The sequence below is a fragment of the Paracoccus sediminicola genome, assembly GCF_027912835.1.
GTDB lineage: Bacteria > Pseudomonadota > Alphaproteobacteria > Rhodobacterales > Rhodobacteraceae > Paracoccus > Paracoccus sediminicola.
Window position 1 is genome coordinate 635,802 of record NZ_CP115768.1, and the last position, 20,038, is coordinate 655,839.

19 protein-coding genes are annotated in these 20,038 nt (G+C 64.2%); 11 read left to right on the forward strand and 8 right to left on the reverse strand.

Annotated elements, in window-relative coordinates:
* The first annotated feature begins 65 nt into the window (after positions 1–65).
* The 5 genes from PAF18_RS03145 (at position 66) to PAF18_RS03165 (ending at position 5,846) form a co-directional block, all read left to right on the forward strand.
* Positions 66–1,484 (forward strand): DUF6638 family protein, encoded by a 1,419-nt coding sequence (locus tag PAF18_RS03145; protein WP_271117184.1) that lies wholly within the window; start codon positions 66–68, stop codon positions 1,482–1,484.
* 3 nt (positions 1,485–1,487) lie between these two features.
* Entirely contained in the window at positions 1,488–1,766 is a 279-nt protein-coding gene (locus PAF18_RS03150; RefSeq protein ID WP_271117185.1) for a hypothetical protein, read from the forward strand.
* A gap of 13 nt (positions 1,767–1,779) precedes the next feature.
* Positions 1,780–2,475, forward strand: coding sequence for a DUF1523 family protein (locus PAF18_RS03155; protein WP_271117186.1), 696 nt, complete (start codon positions 1,780–1,782; stop codon positions 2,473–2,475).
* Positions 2,476–2,554: 79 nt separating this feature from the next.
* Positions 2,555–3,505 (forward strand): deoxyribose-phosphate aldolase, encoded by a 951-nt coding sequence (gene deoC / locus PAF18_RS03160; protein ID WP_271117187.1) that lies wholly within the window; start codon positions 2,555–2,557, stop codon positions 3,503–3,505.
* Between the two features lie 7 nt (positions 3,506–3,512).
* On the forward strand, positions 3,513–5,846 hold the full coding sequence (locus PAF18_RS03165; RefSeq protein WP_271117188.1) for an aldehyde dehydrogenase family protein: 2,334 nt from the start codon (positions 3,513–3,515) through the stop codon (positions 5,844–5,846).
* A 65-nt stretch (positions 5,847–5,911) separates the two neighbouring features.
* Here the strand turns inward: PAF18_RS03165 and PAF18_RS03170 are convergent, their stop codons facing one another.
* The 3 genes from PAF18_RS03170 to PAF18_RS03180 all read right to left on the reverse strand — a co-directional run bounded on the left by PAF18_RS03170 (position 5,912) and on the right by PAF18_RS03180 (position 8,460).
* Complete coding sequence (locus PAF18_RS03170; RefSeq protein WP_271117189.1) at positions 5,912–6,754, reverse strand: transglutaminase-like domain-containing protein; 843 nt, start codon at positions 6,752–6,754, stop codon at positions 5,912–5,914.
* Positions 6,754–7,176 (reverse strand): OsmC family peroxiredoxin, encoded by a 423-nt coding sequence (locus tag PAF18_RS03175; RefSeq protein ID WP_271117190.1) that lies wholly within the window; start codon positions 7,174–7,176, stop codon positions 6,754–6,756. The genes PAF18_RS03170 and PAF18_RS03175 overlap by 1 nt, the downstream gene beginning before the upstream one ends.
* A 120-nt stretch (positions 7,177–7,296) precedes the next feature.
* Entirely contained in the window at positions 7,297–8,460 is a 1,164-nt protein-coding gene (locus PAF18_RS03180) for a deoxyguanosinetriphosphate triphosphohydrolase (RefSeq protein ID WP_271117191.1), read from the reverse strand.
* Positions 8,461–8,544: 84 nt separating this feature from the next.
* On the opposite strand from PAF18_RS03180, the gene PAF18_RS03185 reads away from it, so the two are divergent.
* On the forward strand, positions 8,545–8,871 hold the full coding sequence (locus PAF18_RS03185; protein WP_271117192.1) for a HesB/IscA family protein: 327 nt from the start codon (positions 8,545–8,547) through the stop codon (positions 8,869–8,871).
* A 30-nt stretch (positions 8,872–8,901) separates the two neighbouring features.
* Here the strand turns inward: PAF18_RS03185 and PAF18_RS03190 are convergent, their stop codons facing one another.
* Complete coding sequence (locus tag PAF18_RS03190; protein ID WP_271117193.1) at positions 8,902–9,123, reverse strand: hypothetical protein; 222 nt, start codon at positions 9,121–9,123, stop codon at positions 8,902–8,904.
* On the opposite strand from PAF18_RS03190, the gene xth reads away from it, so the two are divergent.
* Together xth and PAF18_RS03200 are read left to right on the forward strand one after the other, a co-directional pair.
* A complete protein-coding gene (gene xth / locus PAF18_RS03195; protein WP_271117194.1) occupies positions 9,101–9,886 on the forward strand; it encodes an exodeoxyribonuclease III in 786 nt (261 codons plus the stop codon). The genes PAF18_RS03190 and xth overlap by 23 nt on opposite strands.
* A 91-nt stretch (positions 9,887–9,977) precedes the next feature.
* Entirely contained in the window at positions 9,978–13,421 is a 3,444-nt protein-coding gene (locus tag PAF18_RS03200) for a pyruvate carboxylase (RefSeq protein ID WP_271117195.1), read from the forward strand.
* A gap of 92 nt (positions 13,422–13,513) precedes the next feature.
* Here the strand turns inward: PAF18_RS03200 and PAF18_RS03205 are convergent, their stop codons facing one another.
* From PAF18_RS03205 to PAF18_RS03220, 4 genes are all read right to left on the reverse strand, one after another.
* Positions 13,514–15,130, reverse strand: a complete 1,617-nt coding sequence (locus PAF18_RS03205) for a di-heme oxidoreductase family protein (protein ID WP_271117196.1) — start codon at positions 15,128–15,130, stop codon at positions 13,514–13,516.
* A 62-nt stretch (positions 15,131–15,192) separates the two neighbouring features.
* On the reverse strand, positions 15,193–15,678 hold the full coding sequence (bfr, locus tag PAF18_RS03210) for a bacterioferritin (RefSeq protein WP_271117197.1): 486 nt from the start codon (positions 15,676–15,678) through the stop codon (positions 15,193–15,195).
* Positions 15,679–15,694: 16 nt separating this feature from the next.
* Positions 15,695–15,946, reverse strand: coding sequence for a (2Fe-2S)-binding protein (locus tag PAF18_RS03215; protein ID WP_271117198.1), 252 nt, complete (start codon positions 15,944–15,946; stop codon positions 15,695–15,697).
* Between the two features lie 25 nt (positions 15,947–15,971).
* Complete coding sequence (locus PAF18_RS03220; protein WP_434802236.1) at positions 15,972–17,228, reverse strand: imelysin family protein; 1,257 nt, start codon at positions 17,226–17,228, stop codon at positions 15,972–15,974.
* Positions 17,229–17,503: 275 nt separating this feature from the next.
* On the opposite strand from PAF18_RS03220, the gene PAF18_RS03225 reads away from it, so the two are divergent.
* Genes PAF18_RS03225 through fghA form a run of 3 tightly spaced genes read left to right on the forward strand, consistent with a single transcriptional unit; the run spans position 17,504 to position 19,993 of the window.
* The gene (locus tag PAF18_RS03225) at positions 17,504–18,631 is read left to right on the forward strand and encodes an S-(hydroxymethyl)glutathione dehydrogenase/class III alcohol dehydrogenase (RefSeq protein WP_271117199.1); all 1,128 of its coding nucleotides are present in this window, start codon (positions 17,504–17,506) and stop codon (positions 18,629–18,631) included.
* Positions 18,628–19,161: a GNAT family N-acetyltransferase gene (locus PAF18_RS03230; protein WP_271117200.1), complete on the forward strand. Its 534-nt coding sequence runs from the start codon at positions 18,628–18,630 to the stop codon at positions 19,159–19,161. The genes PAF18_RS03225 and PAF18_RS03230 overlap by 4 nt, the downstream gene beginning before the upstream one ends.
* Positions 19,151–19,993 (forward strand): S-formylglutathione hydrolase, encoded by an 843-nt coding sequence (fghA, locus tag PAF18_RS03235; RefSeq protein ID WP_271117201.1) that lies wholly within the window; start codon positions 19,151–19,153, stop codon positions 19,991–19,993. The genes PAF18_RS03230 and fghA overlap by 11 nt, the downstream gene beginning before the upstream one ends.
* The last annotated feature ends 45 nt before the right edge of the window (positions 19,994–20,038 follow it).

Consider the following 20,038-nt stretch of genomic DNA (forward strand, 5'->3'; position numbering starts at 1 on the left):
GCGCGGCTCTGTCGCGCGAAAAACCGGCGCTGCCCTCTGTCACATCCAGATGCTAAGGTGACCGCATGAAACGCCTCATCGAAAACGGCCTGATGTTCGGCAACCTGATCCGGGTGGACAGCCCGGCCTGGGTGGCGCGCTATAATCGGGCGCTGAAGCTGGTCACGGGCAAGGAAACCGCGCTTGGCGAGTTTCATATCGATCTGGCGGGATACTCGCCCGAGATCGGGGACGAGATCGGCGATATGGACTATCTCAACCCCGAGGGCGCGCATCGCCAGTTCATCCTGCTCACGACGGAACAGAAGACGGCGCCGCTGCTGAATGCGGATCTCTCGGTGCTGCGCGAACTCCTCAGGCGGTTCATCTTCGATAATGAGAGCCAGCTTTTCAGCCTGACTGCCCGCGACGCGGTTGTGGGCGAGATGGACGATATGGTCTGGCGGGTGAACGCGCCGGCGGATCTGCTCCAGATCGGGCGGATCCGGATCAGCGCCGACACGACCGGCAATCACGTGGCGAATGCGGATAATCTCACCGCGCTGATCGAGCGGTTCCGCAGCGAGCCGGGCGGCTGGTACGACGACGTGCTGATCGCGCGGATGATCGATCAGGCCAGGGAAACCGGCGACGTGATCCGCAATCCGATCCGTCTCGGAACCGGGGATTACGAGGTGCCTGATTTCTGGTCCTCGCTGTTTGGTGGCGTCTATGTGTTCCGCTCGCCGCGCGAGAAGGCGATGATCTTCCGCGATCCGAAGCTTCTCTCGGACCCGCAATTCGAGCTCGATCTGCCGGATGTCACCATGCTGAGCCTCGAAAACGGCACTGACATCGCCATGTGGCTGGCGCGCAACGCGCTTGCCGAGCCGGTCGTGACCGCGCAATCGGGCGCCGCCGCGGCGATCCTGCGCCAGAAGATCGACTTCATCCTCGTCGATGCCGCGACGCGTCTTGGGATCGACACTGGCGACGGCACGCGCCCGGCGCTGCGCCGGGCGGCGGCGCGGATGGGGGCGGGTCTGCCAGCCGAGATCAGGGGGCTGAGCGCGCTGCTGCGCTATGCCGAACAGGGCGGCGCCTGGCCGGTGATCGACAGCGCCGATCCGGCGTATTTCTATGCCATCCGCGCCACGGGGACGCCGGCGCGGGATCTCGTGAACCAGCTTCTGACCGAACTTGCGCCGCATGATCTGCGTGCCATGTTCATCCTGAACAAGCCATTGTTCTATAAAGAATATCAGGCTTGGGACGATGCCAAGAAGGATTATGTCGTGCGCCATCTCGCCCGCGAATACCAGATCGACAAGCAGGGCACGCGCGAGGCGCTTTTCGGCCCCGAACCCGGGATGGAGGAACCCGCCCCTGCTGCCGGTCCCTGGGGCGCGGCCCCTTCGCGCGGCGGGACGGGCGCGGCGGGCTCGCTTCGCATCGGCGGGCTGAGCGGGCAGGGCGGTTCGCTTCGCGGACCCTGGGGAGCCTGAGCCATGGCAATTATCCGGCTTGCGGTCGTGCTGTTCATCGTCGAGGCGGTGTTCTATGTGATGATCTCGGTCTATCTGAGATCGACCAAGACCGAGGCGCTCGAAGAGGAATGGGACCGCCGCCATCCCGAACGCGCCGGGGACAGCCCGGAACGAAGAACCTTCGTGCAGCGTTCGATGACGGGTTTTCGCAAGACGCTGAAGGCGCGGCTGGTTGCGCTTGTCTTTGTGGTGCCGACCATTGCCATCGTGGCGATCGCCTGGTTCGTGAACGTGCAGTAAGGAGAAACGCCGGATGTATTACGTAAAGGTCACTCTGGGGGTCGTGTTCGGCGTCTTCGTGTTCCTGTTTCTCGATTATGCGCTGCCGAGCAAGGACACGGTGCGGATCACAAACACCTATAACCGGCTGACCGAGATCGGGCGCAATGCCATCTTCTACGCGTCGGAAGATACCGGCACGGTGGAAAATTCCTCGGGGCAGCGCGATATCCGCTTCATCGAGACGGTGCGCCCGAGCGAAAAGGTCTTCGTCTATCGCAACGAGGATACGGGTCTGATCTGGCCGCCCTATTTCAAATATGACAGCTCGAACCTCCATGCAGAGGCGACCAATCTGCAATCCAATTCGCGCGATCCGATCTGGGTGAGCATCGCCTCGTATGGCTGGCGGATTCCGCTGTTCTCGATCTATCCCAACGCGATTTCGGTGACGCAGGTGGCGGGGCCCTCGGCGGCGCCGCTGAATTGGCCGGCGCTGCTGATCCTGCTTGTGCTGGGCGCGCTTCTGGCACTGCTCTGGCGGATGTGGAACCAGTTCCGCGAGCGCACCATCGACCCGGCCACGAAGCGCATGGGCGCGGCTGTGGACAGCGTCGATGCCCGCGCCGATGCGGCGATGGACCGCGTCTCGGATGAGTTCAACGAGGCGCGCGACGGGTTCACCGGCTGGCTGCATAGCTGGAAGGGCAAGCCGCGCGACCCGAAGTGACGCGGGGAAATCCGTGACGGCTGCTTGCCGGCGATGTCTGGCAGGGGCTAGTCTTCCTGTCTGAAACGCAGGGACATTCATGGCTGACACGACACGCAATCCCGGCACCGCGCTGACGCCGGAATGGTTCGACCGGATCCGCATCAACACCCCGGCGGTCGAGCGTCGGGCGGCGACGTTGCCGGTGCGGCGCTCGATCAAGAAGGAATACCAGGCGGCGTGGCTGCTGAACGCGGTTTCCTGCATCGACCTGACCACCCTGGCCGGGGACGATACCGAGGACCGCGTGGCGCGGCTTTGTGCCAAGGCGCGCCAGCCGGTCGATCCCGAATTGCTGGCCGCGATGGGGGTCGAGGGGCTGACCACCGGCGCGGTCTGCGTCTATCCGACGATGGTGGCAGCGGCGAAGCGTGCGCTTGGCAATAGCGGTATTCCGGTGGCCAGCGTCGCCACCGGCTTTCCCGCCGGGCTGATGCCGCTGGATCTGCGGCTGGCCGAGATCCGCTATGCCGTCGACCAGGGCGCGGACGAAATCGACATCGTCATTACCCGCTCCCATGTGCTGCAAGCCGAATGGGCCGCGCTTTACGATGAGATCAGCGCCATGCGCGAGGCCTGCGGCACGGCGAAGATGAAGGCGATTTTGGCGACAGGCGATCTGAAATCGCTGGAAAACGTGGCCCGCGCCAGCCATGTCGCCATGCAGGCGGGCAGCGACTGGATCAAGACCTCGACCGGCAAGGAGGGCGTGAACGCCACGCTGCCGGTCAGCCTGGTGATGTGCCGCGCGATCCGCGACTATCGCGACCGGACCGGCCACGTGGTCGGGTTCAAACCGGCGGGCGGGCTGAAAACGGCGAAGGATGCGCTCGCCTGGCAGGTGTTGATGGTCGAGGAGCTTGGCCGCGATTGGGTGCGGCCCGATCTGTTCCGCATCGGGGCAAGCTCGCTTCTGGGCGATCTGGAACGCCAGATCAGCCACTTCGTCACCGGCCGCTATGCCGCCGCCCACCGCCTTACCATGGCCTGAGGACAACATGCCGACTGTGAGCGAAATCATGGATACGATGGATTACGGCCCCTCGGTCGAGGACAGCAGCGCGGTGCGCGACTGGCTGAAGCAGCATGAGCGTTTCGGCCATTTCATCGATGGCAGCTTCACCCCGGCCGGGCGCGGCTTTGTCACCAGCGATCCGGCAACCGGCGAGACCCTGGCCCAGATCAGCCAGGGCACCGCCGAAGATGTCGCCGCGGCGGTCAAGGCGGCGCGGAAGGCGCAGCCGAAATGGGCCAAGCTGACCGGCTATGAACGGGCGTCCTATCTCTATGCCATTGCGCGGGTCATCCAGAAACGCGAGCGGTTCCTGTCGGTGCTGGAAAGCCTCGATAACGGCAAGCCGATCCGCGAAAGCCGCGATGCCGACATTCCTCTGGTCGTGCGGCATTTCTATCATCATGCCGGATGGGCCGAGCTGATGGCGGATGAGTTTCCCGATCACAGCGCCATCGGCGTGGCCGGCCAGATCGTGCCGTGGAATTTTCCGCTGCTGATGCTGGCCTGGAAGATCGCGCCCGCGATTGCGGCGGGCAACACCGTGGTCCTGAAACCGGCGGAATACACGCCGCTGACCGCCCTTGCCTTTGCCGAGATCTGCCAGGAGGTCGGGTTGCCGCGCGGGGTCGTCAATATCGTCACCGGCGACGGAGAGACCGGCGCGGCGCTTGTCGAGGCCGATGTGGACAAGATCGCCTTCACCGGCTCGACCGAGGTGGGGCGCGCCATTCGCGCCGCCACCGCCGGAACCGGCAAGCGGCTGACGCTGGAACTGGGCGGCAAATCGCCCTTCATCGTGATGGAGGATGCCGATCTTGATGCTGCGGTCGAAGGCGTGGTCGATTCGATCTGGTTCAACCAGGGGCAGGTCTGTTGCGCGGGTTCGCGGATCCTCGTGGCCGAAGCGGTGGCCGAGCGGTTCGAGACGCTGCTGACCCGCCGCATGGAAACATTGCGTATGGGGCCGCCACTGGACAAATCGACCGATGTGGGCGCAATCGTGCATCCGGTGCAGAAGGACAGGATCGTGACGCTGTGCAAACAGGCGGTCGCGGCGGGGGCGGATCTGGTGGGCGGTGCACCCGGCGAAGCCTGCTATGTCGCGCCCGGCTATCTGCGCGAGGTTTCGCCTGCAAACCCCGCATGGAGCGAGGAAATTTTTGGCCCCATCGCCACGCTGACGACCTTCCGCACCGCCGATGAGGCGATCAGCCTGGCGAATAATACGCGCTATGGGCTGGCGGCGCAGATCTTTTCCGAAAGCGCCACCGTGGCGACCGATCTGGCCGCGCAGGTGAAATCCGGGGTGGTGTGGATCAACGGCGCGAATATGTTCGACGCGGCGGCGCCTTTCGGCGGAATGCGCGAATCCGGCTTTGGCCGCGAGGGCGGGCGCGTTGGTATGCTGGATTATCTCTCGGGCCCGAAGCCCGATTCAGTGAAGGAGAAAGCGCCGAAAACCCCCAAGGCGATGACCGATGGCGCAGCGTCCGGCAAGGGGATCGACCGGACCGAGAAGCTCTATATCGGCGGCGCGCAGAAACGGCCCGATGGCGGGGCGAGCTATCGCGCGGCCTCGGGCGACCTGGTGCCTCTGGGCAACCGCAAGGATATCCGCAACGCGGTCGAGGCAGCGAAGAAAGCCTCGAAATGGGCCGCGATGGGCGGGCATGGGCGCGCGCAGGTGATGTATTTCATCGCCGAGAACCTTTCGCTGCGCCGGGACGAGCTGGGCGCGAAACACGGCAAAGAGGCGGTGGACGCCGCGATTCGGCGGCTGTTCCACTATGCCGCCTGGGCCGACAAGTTCGACGGGATGAACGTGCAGACCAAGCCCGGCTACCTGGTCAATGTAATCCCGCAGCCCTTCGGGATCATGGGGGTGATCTGTCCCAATGACGCGCCGCTTCTGTCGCTGGTCAGTCTCGTGGCTCCGGCCATCGCCATGGGCAATACGGTGGTTGCGGTGCCGGCGCAGGACGATCCGGTGGCGGCCTTCGACATCGCGCAGGTCTTCGACACTTCGGATCTGCCGGGAGGGGTGGTGAACATCATTTCGGGCCCGAAGGATGATCTGGCGGCGGTGCTGGCCGCGCATGACGATGTGGCGGCTCTGTGGTATTGCGGCGCAAAAGGGGCTGAGGCGGTCGAGAAAGCCTCGACGGGCAATCTCAAGCCGGTCTGGTCCTTCGAGAATCTGGACTGGACGAAGCAAAGCGCGCATGGGCAGCGCTTCCTCGACCATGCGGTGCAGTGGAAAACCGTCTGGCTGCCCTATGGCGCATTGCCAGCGGGCACCGGAAGCGTCGCGTATTGATCGGAAAGGGCGCGCCGCGGCACGCCCTTCCTCGTTCTAATTAACGCGCTCAGGGCGCTGATTTGTCAGGCAGATTTCTTCTGCTCGACCTTCTTGCCATCGGCATCGACCTCTTCCGTGATGACCGTGAAGTTCAGCAGCCGATGCGCCCCGAAGCTGGAGATCAGCGCCACATCCGTGGCATCGCGCCCGTAACCGACGGGAAGCCGGCCGATCCGGCGCGAGTTGTTGCGCGGATCGAAATTCCACCAGCGACCGGACAGATAGACCTGCACGGAGGCGGCATAATCCATCGGATCGGGCGGCAACGGCACGCCGAAATCGCCGAGATGCCCATTCACATAGCGCGCCGGGATATTCAGCGCGCGGCAAAGCGCGATGGCCAGATGCGCGAAATCGCGGCACACGCCCTTGCCCTGCTCGAACGCGTCCTTGGCGGTGCGGGTCGCGTCGGCGTCCATGTAGTTGAACTTGATGTGGTTATGCACCCAATCCATGATCGTCTCGACCCGGTTCCAGCCCGGCGCGACATTGCCAAACAGATCCCAGGCCGGCTGCATGAGCAGATCGGAATCGCAATATCGCGACGGCATCAGGAACTGGATCACATCATCCGGCAGAGCCTCGACGGGCATTTCCTGCGCATCGGGAAAATCCGGCTCGGGCAGGCCGCTATCGGTGATGATCGCCTCCTGCTTCATGCGGAATTGACCCGCCGGCGCAGTCAATCGGCGGGTGAAGTTGCCGTAATCATCGACAAAGGTCGAAAACGGGACGCCGGGATCGGTCTCGAACGCTTCGACTCCGCGCAAGTCTAGTTGCCGCTCCGGCCGCACCGACATTTGCAGCAGCATCGGCAGCGACGCGTCGCTTTCTATCGTGATATCATAGCCGTAGCGAATAAACATCATGCGACTGTGAGGTCAAGCGTGATGTCGGTATTCAGCAGCTTGGAGATCGGGCAATTGGCCTTGGCCCCCTCGGCTGCCTTCTCGATCGCATCGCGGTCGCCATTGCCGGAGACGCGGGCGGTCAATGCGGCTTTTTTCACCGCAAAGCCTTCGCCCTCCTGATCGAGCGACACGGCCGAGCTGGCCTCGATCGTCACATCCGTCACCCCGGCATCGCCGAGTTCCTTCGACAGCGCCATCGCGAAGCAAGAGGCATGCGCGGCGCCGATCAGCTCTTCGGGGTTGGTGCCGGCCTTGTCCTCAAAACGTGTGGCGAAGCCATAGGGCTGCGACGACAATGCGCCGGATTCGGTCGAGACCTCACCATTGCCGTCCTTGATGCCACCCTGCCATTTCGCGGAACCAGTCTTGGTAATCATGGGAAACCTCCTTTGTTGGCAGCACAACGCAGGAAGCCCCGCAGGGTTCACCGGTTTGATGAATGATATACGGCTGGGCAATGCGCAAATGCCGCGGCTGCCCGCATTACGGCCGCGTGTTCAGCCGCGCAGATCGCTTTGGCACAGGCGTTCCCATTCGGCCATGGCAAAGCGATCCGTCATCCCGGCGACATAATCCAGCACCAGCCGCGCGCGCTCGGTCTCGGTTCCGGCCATCGCCTCGGCCCGCCAGTCCTGGGGCAAAAGCTCGGGGTTGGACATGAAAAGCGGGAAGAGATCGTTCAACATATGCGTGACCAGCTTGCGTTCATCGACCACCGAGGGCGCGCGATACATGCGGGTGAACAGGAACGACTTGATCGCCTTGAGATTTTGGTAAAGCGGCTTGGAAAACCGGATGATCGCCCCGTCCATGCCGCGAATATCATCGGCCGAGCGCGGTTGCAGCGAGGTCAGCCGGTTCTGCGCCACCGCGATCACATCCTCGACCATGATCCCGAAGACGCGGCGAAGCGCCTCGTGGCGACGGCGGCTGGTGTCCAGCCCCGGATGCAGACGGTCGACCTGCGCGAAGGCCGGACCGACCACGGGCAGATCGGCCAGATCGGCCTCGCTGAACAGCCCGGCGCGCAGCCCGTCATGAATGTCGTGATGATTATAGGCGATGTCATCGGCCACCGCCGCCACCTGCGCCTCGGCGCTGGCATTGCTGGAAAGTTCCAGATTCCACTGCGCATTCACCTCGGACAGCGCATAGGGATAGGGCGGCGCCACCGGGCCGTTATGCTTGGCGATGCCTTCGAGCGATTCCCATGTCAGGTTGAGCCCGTCGAAATCGGCGTAATGGCGCTCTAGCCCGGTGACGATGCGCAGCGCCTGCGCGTTATGGTCAAAGCCGCCATAAGGCTCCATCAGCGCGGCGAGCGCATCCTCGCCGGTATGGCCGAAGGGCGGGTGGCCGAGATCATGGGCCAGCGCCACCGCCTCGGCGAGATCGGTGTTCAGATCGAGCGCGCCGGCAATGGTCCTTGCCACCTGCGCCACCTCGATCGTGTGGGTCAGCCGGGTGCGGAAATAATCGCCACGATAGGCGTCGCCCTCCTGCTCGACGAAAACCTGCGTCTTGTGTTTCAGACGGCGGAAGGCCGAGGAATGGATGATCCGGTCGCGGTCGCGCTGCCAGGGCGAACGGAAGCTGGACAGGCTTTCGGGGTGAAGCCGTCCGCGGCTATCCTCGGGCTGGCAGGCATAGGGGGCGGTCATGCGACCTCCTTGCGGCTGGGTTCCTTGCAGCGTTACCGCGCGAACCCTATATTCGGGGCAAGACAAGCGAAACGGGAACGCCCCATGAACCTGCCTCCCCAAGTGACCGAACGCGCCTTTGCCCGCCTGGCCGAGATCAATGACGGCGCGGATGATCCGCAGGCGCTGCGCGTCGCGGTCGAGGGTGGCGGCTGCTCGGGGTTTCAGTATGACATCCGCCTGGATGCGCAGGCCGATGATGATCTGGTTCTGGAAGGCAAGGGGCAGCGTGTGCTGGTCGATCCGGTCTCGCTTCCGTTTCTGGAAGGTGCCGTTATCGACTTTGCCGATGAGCTGATCGGGGCGCGTTTCGTGATCGAGAACCCGAACGCGGCGTCGTCCTGCGGTTGCGGGACATCGTTTTCGATCTGAGGCTTCGGTCGCTGATGATGATCTCAGGCGTCATTTTTGGCGCCTGAGTTCGGATTGACCGGCTTCGGGCGCAACTTCGCCTTTCTTGCCGTCGAAGAGCGCGCGGCGCCATCGTGACCGGCGGCAGATCGCCTGTGCCGGCAGCATGACCATGCTGCTGCTGACGCGTAAGCGCCAGGTGCGGCAGCGCATCTTGCCAATCGCTCCCGCCCGGCACATGATGTCGCGCATGAAAATCGCCAGTTTCAACATCAACGGCATCAAGGCGCGCATCGCCGCGCTGAGCGATTGGCTGGCGGCGGCCGCGCCGGATCTGGCCGTGTTGCAGGAAATCAAGTCGGTGGACGAGAATTTCCCTGCCGCGCATTTCGAGGATATGGGCTATAACGTCGCGACACATGGGCAGAAAGGCTTCAATGGCGTGGCGATCCTGTCGAAGCTGCCGCTGGAAGATGTGACGCGCGGCTTGCCCGGGGACGATGCCGACGAACAGGCCCGCTATATCGAGGCGACGGTGGTCGGTGATCGCGCGGTGCGGGTGGCGGGGCTGTACCTGCCCAATGGCAACCCGGCGCCGGGGCCGAAATACGACTATAAGCTCGACTGGATGGAACGGTTGCGGTTGCGCGCTGCCGAGTTGCTGGCCACCGAAATGCCGGTGGTGATGCTGGGCGATTTCAATATCATTCCGCAACCCCGCGATGCTGCCGAGCCGGGTGAGTGGGTCAGGGACGCGCTGTTCCTGCCCGAAAGCCGCGCCGCGTTTCGCCGCATTGCAGCGCAGGGCTGGACCGATGCGCTGCGCGATGCCGATCCTTACGGCCATCGCGGTCCCTTCACCTTCTGGGATTTTCAGGGCGGCGCGTGGCGGCGCGATAACGGGATTCGTATCGACCATCTGATGTTGTCTCCGCAAGCGGCTGATATCGTGAATTCATCTGGCGTGGATCGAGAGGTTCGCGCAGGCGAAAAGCCATCGGATCACGTGCCGGTCTGGGTCGATCTTGCAGCCTGAGCCGCGGCAATGACGCGTTTGTGACAAGGCGCGTTTACATGCGCCGACGGATCGCTATGGTCTTTGCAGGTGCAGCAAATCGGGGGGAGCCATGCGCGACATCCAGAAGATCCTTGTGGCCAATCGTGGCGAAATCGCCATCCGCGTCATGCGCGCGGCGAATGAGCTGGGCAAGAAAACCGTCGCGGTCTATGCCGAGGAAGACAAGCTGGGCCTGCACCGTTTCAAGGCGGATGAGGCATATCGCATCGGCGAGGGGCTGGGTCCGGTCGCGGCCTATCTGTCGATTGACGAGATCATCCGGGTCGCGAAGGAAAGCGGCGCGGATGCGATCCATCCGGGCTATGGCCTTCTGTCCGAAAACCCCGAGCTGGTCGATGCCTGCGAGACTGCCGGGATCATCTTCATCGGACCCAGGGCAGAGACGATGCGCGCGCTTGGCGACAAGGCCAGCGCGCGGCGCGTGGCGATCGAGGCCGGAGTGCCGGTGATCCCCGCGACCGAGGTTCTGGGCGAGGATTTCGACGCCATCAAGAAGGAAGCCGCCGAGATCGGCTATCCGCTGATGCTGAAAGCCTCATGGGGCGGCGGCGGGCGTGGGATGCGCCCGATCAACGCACCTGACGAGCTGGTCGAGAAGGTCCGCGAAGGCCGCCGCGAGGCCGAGGCTGCCTTTGGCAATGGCGAGGGTTATCTGGAAAAGATGATCACCCGCGCGCGCCATGTCGAGGTGCAGCTCTTGGGCGATACGCATGGCGGGCTGTATCACCTGTTTGAACGCGACTGCACCGTGCAGCGCCGCAATCAGAAGGTGGTGGAACGCGCGCCCGCACCCTATCTGACGCAAGCGCAGCGCCAGGAGGTCTGCGCGCTTGCGCTGAAGATCGGGCAGGCGGTCGGCTATCAGGCGGCGGGCACGGTCGAGTTCCTGATGGATATGGAAACCGACGCTTTCTATTTCATCGAGGTCAATCCGCGCGTTCAGGTCGAACACACCGTCACCGAAGAGGTGACCGGGATCGACATCGTGCAGGCCCAGATCAAGATCGCCGAGGGCGCGACACTGGCCGAGGCGACGGGCGTGGCGTCTCAGGATCAGGTGACGCTGTCCGGCCATGCGCTGCAATGCCGGGTGACGACCGAGGATCCGCAGAATAATTTCATCCCCGATTACGGGCGCATCACCGCCTATCGCTCGGCGACCGGGATGGGCATCCGTCTGGATGGCGGCACGGCCTATTCGGGCGGGGTGATCACGCGGTTCTACGATTCGCTGCTGGTCAAGGTCACCGCATGGGCGCAGACACCCGATCAGGCGATCCGGCGGATGGACCGGGCCTTGCGCGAATTCCGGGTGCGCGGGGTCAGCACGAATATCGATTTCGTCATCAACCTGCTGAAACACCCGACATTCCTGTCGGATGAATACACGACGAAATTCATCGACACGACGCCCGAGCTGTTCGAGTTCCGGCAGCGGCAGGACCGGGCGACGAAGATCCTGACCTATCTGGCGGATATCTCGGTCAACGGTCATCCCGAGACCGCGGGCCGCGCCGCGCCGCCGGCCGAGGCACGGCCCGTGACCGCGCCGAAACCCCGCGTTTCTCCTCCGCCCGCCGGGACGCGGCAATTGCTGGAAGAGAAAGGCGCGCAGGCCGTGGCCGACTGGGTGGCCTCGCAAAGCCGCCTGCTGCTGACCGACACGGCGATGCGCGACGGGCATCAGTCGCTGCTGGCCACGCGGATGCGGTCCATCGACATGATCCGGGTGGCGCCGGCCTATGCCGCCAATCTGCCGCAGCTGTTCAGTGTCGAATGCTGGGGCGGGGCGACCTTCGACGTCGCCTATCGATTCTTGCAGGAATGCCCGTGGCAGCGGCTTCGCGATATTCGCGCGCGGATGCCGAACCTGCTGACCCAGATGCTGCTGCGCGCGTCGAACGGGGTGGGCTATACGAATTATCCCGATAACGTCGTGGAAAGCTTCGTGAAACAGGCGGCGGAATCGGGCGTCGATGTGTTCCGCGTCTTCGACAGTCTGAACTGGGTCGAGAATATGCGCGTTGCCATGGATTCGGTGATCGAGACCGGCAAGATCTGCGAGGCCGCGATTTGCTATACCGGCAATGTTCTCGACCCGCATCGCGCGAAATACGACCTGCAATATTATGTTTCAATGGGAAAAGAGCTGCGCGACGCGGGCGCCCATATCCTCGGGCTGAAGGATATGGCGGGGCTGTTGAAGCCCGCCGCGGCGCGCAAGCTGGTCACCGCGCTGAAGGAAGAGGTCGGGCTGCCGATCCATTTCCATACCCATGATACCAGCGGCATGGGCGGTGCGTCCTATCTGGCCGCCGCCGAGGCCGGGGTGGATATCGTCGACGGCGCGATGGATGCGCTGTCGGGCAATACCAGCCAGCCGACGCTCGGGTCCATTGTCGAGACATTCGAGCGGACCGGGCGTGACACCGGGCTGGATATCGACGCGGTGCGCGAGATTTCCAATTACTGGGAACGTGTCCGCGAGGATTACGCCGCCTTTGAATCCGGGCTCCAGGCACCGGCCTCCGAGGTCTATCTGCACGAGATGCCCGGCGGGCAGTTCACCAATCTGAAAGCTCAGGCCCGCAGCCTCGGGCTGGAGGATCGCTGGCACGAGGTCGCCCAGACCTATGCCGAGGTGAACAAGATGTTCGGCGATATCGTGAAGGTCACGCCCTCCTCGAAAGTGGTGGGCGACATGGCGCTGATGATGGTGAGCCAGGGTTTGAGCCGCGAACAGGTCGAGGACCCGAATGTGGACGTGGCCTTCCCCGATTCCGTGATCGACATGATGCGCGGCAATCTCGGCCAGCCTCCGGGCGGCTGGCCCGAGGCGTTGCAGAAGAAGGTGCTGAAGGGCGAAAAGCCGTTGACCACGCGCCCCGGCGCGGCGATGAAGCCGGTCGATCTGGAAGCGACGCGCGCCGATCTGTCGGAACAGCTCGACGGGATGAGCATCGATGACGAGGATCTGAACGGGTATCTGATGTATCCGAAAGTGTTTCTCGACTATATGGGCCGGCACCGCATCTATGGCCCGGTCCGCACCCTGCCGACGAAGAATTTCTTCTACGGGATGGAACCGGGCGACCAGATCAGCGTCGAGATCGACCCCGGCAAGACGCTGGAGATCCGCCTTCAGGCGATTGGCGAGACCGATGACAAGGGCGAGGTGAAGGTGTTCTTTGAACTCAATGGCCAGCCGCGCAATATCCGCGTGCCGAACCGCGCCGAGGGTGCGGCGGCTGCCGCAGCTCCGAAGGCCGATCCGGGGAACGAGTCGCATATCGGTGCGCCGATGCCGGGCGTGGTCGCCTCGGTCGCGGCCACGGTGGGGCAGGCGGTGAAGGCGGGGGACATGCTGCTGACCATCGAGGCGATGAAGATGGAAACCGCCATCCACGCCGATCGCGACGGCACGGTGAAGGCGGTGCATGTCAGCCCCGGGCAGCAGATCGATGCGAAGGACCTGCTGGTCGAGATGGCGTAGAAGGGGCGCTGCCCCTCTGGCCCGTGACCGGGCCATTCACCCCGGGATATTTGGCTCAGGATGAAGAGGCGTCGCCGCGTGCGGCGCCTTGTTTATAGTGATTCCAGCCAGGCGATGAGGGCGTCGCGGTCGTCGCGGGGCATGGCCACCACCTTGTCGCGCGCTGCCTGCGCCTCGCCGCCATGCCAGAGGATCGCTTCGAGAAGCGTGCGTGCCCGGCCGTCATGGAGATAGGATTCGGTGCCGGTCACCTGCCCGTTCAGCGAGATCCCCCAAAGCGGCGCGGTGCGCCATTCGCGGCCGGTGGCGCGGGATTCGGGGCGATGATCCGCCAGATCTTCGCCCATATCGTGCAGCAACATGTCGCTATATGGCCAGATGAGCTGGAAGCTCTGCTCGGGGCGATCATTCAGCCGGTGGGTCACGAATTTCGGGCGGTGGCAGGAGGTGCAGCCGATTTCATAGGCGATCTGCTTGCCGCGCAACACCTGAGGGTCGTCGAGATCGCGGCGCTCGGGGACGGCGAGGTTGCGGGAATAGAAGGTGACCAGATCCATCGTCTGGGCATCGACCTCCAGCCCGTCGCGAATGCCCGGCTCCTGCCCGGCGGGGGCGGTGAGGCAGTCGCGCTGCGCCTCGGTGCATTCGCCGGAAGGGGCGGGGAAAAGCGGGGTGGACAGCCCCATATCGCCCGAGAAGGCCGAGGCCGATTGTTCATGGATCGTCGCATTGCCCGCCTTGTGGCCGAAGCGGCCCAGCATGGGCTGGCCGAATTCGCTCGACCAGACGATCTGCGCGCGGCCCGAAATGCCGTCTCCGTCGCGGTCCTGAGGGTCGGCGGCGGCGACGATGTCGGCGGCGGGGATCGCCTCGAGCAGACCCAGCCCGATCATCTGCGGCGCGACACGGGGCGAGATCATCAGCCCCTCATGCGGGTTGCCATAGGCGGGGTTGTCGAGGCTGTAGCTTGGTGCGCGCAGGGTGACGGTTTCCCCATCCGAGAGCGTCACGGTCTTGTTGCGCCACTGCACGCCCATCCTTGCCTCGGCGAGGTAGCCCTCGAGCGACAGGTCCTGCAACTGCCCGCCATAGACCGGGTCGGGCAGGGTCGGGATGTAATCCGGGATCGCCGGCTGATCCGGCCCGCCCATCACCGAGAGCCGCAGGAAGGCCGAGACGCGGCTGTCATCCGGCCCGTCCGGCATATGGCCGCGACCGTCCTTGATATGGCAGTTCTGGCAGGACCGCGCGTTGTAGAGCGGCCCGAGCCCGTCGCTGCCCTTGGTCGAGGAGGGCGCGCCGATCCACAGCTTGCGGAAGATGCCATTGCCGACCTTGAAATCCAGTTCGGATTCGAAGGGCATATTGGCGGAGAATTGCGAGAAGGCGTCTGCGTTGTCGGTATAGCGCGTCGTCGCCGCCCCGCCGGGGTTCTGCTCGAACGGCTCGGGCGCGGAGAAATCCGTGGCCGGCCGGGTCGCGGCGCCGATGCGTGCGGATTCGGCTGGTGTGCGCGGGATGATGTTCAGATGCGGCTCTGCCTGCCAGTCAGCGGCGGGTTGCGGATCATCGGGCACCGCGCGGACGGAATCGGGACCGTCCTGTGCGACCGCAGGCGCGGCCAGCCACGCCAGCACGCAGGCAGTCATCAGCCGCCTTGCGGCGCCGGGCTGGAGAAACGGACCGGCAGGGGCAGGGCGGCGGATCATCTGGTCGTCTGTATCGGAAGATCATTCGGGCGGCGGGCGGCAGATGCGCCCGCCGGATTGTCTTACTCGGCCTCGTCCGAGGGTTTCGCATTCAGCAGGCCGAAATTCTGCGCGCCGATCTGCTCATGCAGTTCGAGCTGGGTTTCGAGGAAGTCGATATGGCCCTCCTCGTCCGAGATCAGCTCTTCGAAAAGGTTCTTGCTGACATAGTCGCCGACCTTCTCGCAGTGATCGCGCGCCTCGATATAGAGATTGCGCGCGTCATGCTCGCCAGCCAGATCGCATTCCATCGTTTCCTTGATGGACTGGCCGATGCGCAGCGGGTCGAGCTTCTGCAGATTCGGGTGCCCTTCCAGGAAGATGATCCGCTGGATCAGCTTGTCGGCATGGTGCATCTCTTCGATCGATTCCGCGCGGGACTTGTCGGCGATCTTGCCATAGCCCCAATCTTCCTGAAGCCGGTAATGCAGCCAGTACTGGCTGACCGCCGTCAGTTCCGAGCGCAGAGCTGCGTTAAGGTATTCAATGACCTTGGCGTCGCCCTTCATTCCAGTTCCTTTCTTGTCAGCCCGCGATCTTGCGCCGCAGGCCTGTCAGCACTGCCGGCACGGGGTGACCCTGACCGACAGCGAACCCGTCCGCCGCGCGCATCTCGGCGACGAACAACTTCATGCAGCCGCCGCAATCGGCGCGCTTGCCGAGCGCGTGATAGATCTTGCCCGGCGTCACAATCGTATCAGGGTCCGCGGCGCGCATCCAGCCGACAGCGGCGCGAATATCGCGGTCGGAGATCTGCATGCAGTGACAGACAATCATGACAAAAACCTTTGGGTTTATGCGGTTACTGGAAGACGGCGTTGGGGTCGTCGAGGCTGTCCGAGCCTTCGAAGGCGATCTCGTTCAGCCCGAGCGCCGCGACCGCGCGCTCGATATCCCGGGTCTGGGCGACAAGCGCATCGACGGCGGCCATGATGATCGCCTCACCCTCGGCATTGCCCGCGGCGAGCATCTGGTCATAGGCCGTTCCGGCCTCGGCGGTGTCGCGCAGCTCGGTCAGTGCCGCCATCGAGGCGTCCAGCCCCGATTTCAGCGCCGCGTCCACATCGGCATCGGCTTCGGCGACCAGTTCGGACAGGGACGGGCCGCTGACCTCGCTGCCATCGGGACGGACATAGCGGCCCAGATAGACATTCTGGATGCCGAGCCCGTCATAGTAATGGCTCAGATGGGTCTGGTCCGAGAAGCAGTCATGTTCTTCCTCGGGGTCGTTCAGCATCAGCCCCAGCTTCATGCGCTCGCCAGCTTGTTCGCCGTAAGAGAGGCTGCCCATGCCGGTCAGCATCGCGTTCAGTCCGGCCTGAGGGTCTTCGGTCACGGCCAGGCGGGCCTCGCCGCCCTCGGACCAGTTGGCAACCATCTCTTCAAGGTCCGAGACCAGCAGGTCGGCGGCCGCGGTCAGATAGGCGCCGCGACGGTCGCAATTGCCGCCGGTGCAGTCCTCGCCGGTTGCGTAATCCGTCCAGGGGCGCTCACCCGCGCCCGGCCCGGTGCCGTTCAGATCCTGCCCCCAGAGCAGGAATTCGATGGCGTGATAGCCCGAGGCGACATTCGCCTCGATCCCGCCGGCCTCGTGAAGCTGGCCCGAGATGAGCTCTGGCGTGATTTCGGTTGCGTCGATGGTGTCGCCCGACAGATCCAGCGAAGGATTGGCGATCACGTTGAGTTGCGCCAGCTCGTTATCCTCGGCCGACGGGGTGTCCTCGGCCACGTAATCGATCAGACCCTCATCCAGAGGCCAGGCATTCACGCGGCCTTCCCAATCATCCACGATCGGGTTGCCGAAGCGATAGGCCTCGGTCTGCTGATAGGGGACGCGGGCGGCGGTATAAGCCTCGCGCGCGGCGTTGAGGGTCTCTTCGGAAGGGCTCTCGACCAGCGTCCCGATGGCCTCGCGCAGTGCCTGCGCCGTTGACAGGCTGTCCCCATAGGCGGCTTCGGCGATGTCGGCATAGGTCTCGACGACGTCTTCCGGCGTGGCGGCGACAGAGGCGGCGGCGATCATCACCAGCGGCAGGGCGGTCAGGGTCGAGCGGAACATGTGGTCTCCTGAGACAGACGGGCGATGGAGGGCGCGGGCGCGCCAGCCCAATTCCCAGTCTTTTCATCAGTTACTCCTCCGGCTGTCAAACTATTTTTGTCGGAAATAACGGGTGCGTGAGGGTCGGGCGGCTGCGACGATCATCGCAGGCAGGTCATCGAAAGGCGTTGCGCTGTCCGGCGTTCGGGCAAGCTCGCTGTGTCACGCGACACGCTTCGCTTGACCCGCCCCGCCGGCCTGTCCAAACATGCCCGCAACAGATAGGAGGTCCTGCCATGAAAACCCGTGCCGCCGTGGCCCTTGAGGCCGGCAAGAAGCTGGAAGTGATGGAGGTCAATCTCGACGGTCCCAAGGCCGGCGAGGTGATGGTCGAGGTCAAGGCCACAGGCATCTGCCACACCGATGAATTCACCCTCTCCGGCGGCGATCCCGAGGGGCTGTTCCCCTCGATTCTGGGTCATGAGGGCGCCGGCGTCGTGGTCGAGATCGGCGAGGGCGTCACCAGCGTGAAGCCGGGCGATCATGTGATCCCGCTCTACACGCCGGAATGCCGGCAATGCGCGTCCTGCCTGTCGGGCAAGACCAATCTCTGCACAGCGATCCGCGCCACGCAGGGGCAGGGATTCATGCCCGATGGCACCAGCCGGTTTTCCATGCCCGATGGCACGCCGATCCATCACTATATGGGCTGCTCGACATTCTCGAATTTCACCGTGCTGCCGGAAATTGCCGTGGCGAAGGTCCGCGAGGACGCGCCGTTCGACAAGATCTGCTATATCGGCTGCGGCGTGACCACCGGCATCGGCGCTGTCATCAACACCGCCAAGGTGGAAATCGGCGCCAAGGCCGTGGTGTTCGGGCTGGGCGGGATCGGGCTGAACGTGATCCAGGGGCTGCGGCTCGCCGGGGCCGACATGATTATCGGGGTGGATCTGAACAACGAAAAGAAGATGATGGCGGAACGCTTCGGCATGACCCATTTCATCAACCCGTCCGAGGTCGAGAATACGGTTCAGGAAATCGTCGAGATGACCAAGACCCCCTTCGACCAGATCGGCGGGGCGGATTACAGCTTCGACGCCACTGGTAACGTCAAGGTGATGCGCGACGCGCTGGAATGCACCCATCGCGGCTGGGGCCAGTCGATCATCATCGGCGTGGCGCCCGCCGGGGCCGAGATCAGCACGCGGCCCTTCCAGCTGGTCACCGGCCGGGTCTGGAAAGGCACGGCCTTCGGTGGCGCGCGCGGCCGGACCGATGTGCCCAGGATCGTCGATTGGTATATGGACGGCAAGATCGAGATCGACCCGATGATTACCCACACCATGGGGCTGGACGACATCAACAAGGGCTTCGATCTGATGCATTCCGGCGAATCCATCCGCTCGGTGGTGCTGTATTGAGCGATGGCTCCGAGCCTGCGCCGCTCTCGATCCGAGAGGCCGGGGCGGGCGACCACGACGCGATCTGGGCGATCCTCGAACCGGTCTATCGCGCTGGCGAGACCTATTGCATCGACCGCGACATCAACCGAGACGATGCGCTTGACGACTGGTTCGCGGCGCCCTTCACAGCCTTCGTGGCAGAACGCGCCGGGCGCGTTCTCGGGACCAGCCATGTCGGCGCGAACCGGGGCGGAGGCGGCAGCCATGTCGCCAATGCCAGCTTCGCCACCGACCCGGCGGCGCGCGGGCAGGGCGTGGCGCGGGACATGGTTCGCCATGCGAAGATATGGGCGCGGGAACGGGGATTCCGCGCGATGCAGTTCAATTTCGTCGTGGCGACCAATGCGGGCGCGATCCGGGTCTGGGAACAGGCCGGGTTTCAGGCCGTGGGCCGCCTTCCCGGCGCGTTCAGCCACCCGCGTGCGGGCTATGTCGATGCGCTCGTTATGTATCACGATCTGAGTAAGGGAGACCTCGATGAGCCTTGAAACACTCAGCGAAAACCGCAGCTTCGGCGGGCGGCAGGGCGTGTATCGTCACGCCTCGACAGCGACCGGCACCGAAATGACCTTTGCCGTCTATCTGCCGCCGCAGGCCGAACAGGCCGAGGTGCCGGTGCTGTGGTATCTGTCGGGGCTGACCTGCACCCATGAGAACGCGATGAACAAGGCCGCCGCGCAGGATCATGCCGCGCGCGAAGGGATCGCGCTGATCTTCCCCGACACCTCGCCGCGCGGCGAGGGGGTGGCCGATGACGAGGCTTTCGATCTGGGGCAGGGCGCGGGCTTCTATGTCAACGCCACGCAGGACCCTTGGGCGAAACATTTCCGCATGTGGGATTACATCGCGCAGGAATTGCCCGATCTGGTCTTTGACGAATTTCCGCTGGACCGCGCCGCGCAGGGCATCACCGGGCATTCCATGGGCGGTCACGGCGCGCTGACCCTGGCGCTGACCCTGCCCGAGACCTATCGCAGCGTCTCGGCCTTCGCGCCCATCGCGAACCCGAGCGACTCGGATTGGGGCCGCAAGCAGTTCACCGCCTATCTGGGCGAGGACCGCGCCGCATGGGCCGCCCATGACGCGAGTTTGCTGATGGCGGAAAAGGGTTATCCCGGTGAGATCCTGATCGATCAGGGCACCGAGGACCAGTTTCTCGACCTGCTGCGCCCCGAGGCGCTGGCCCAAGCCATCGCCGCGCGTCGGCAACCGGCGATGATCCGGATGCAGCCCGGCTACGATCACAGCTATTTCTTCGTGCAGAGCTTCATGGGCGATCACGTCGCCTGGCATGCGGAGCGGCTCTGGGACGCGGTCTGAGCCGGAGGATCTGCACCGAAATACGTCTTGTATGCAGCCGCCCGA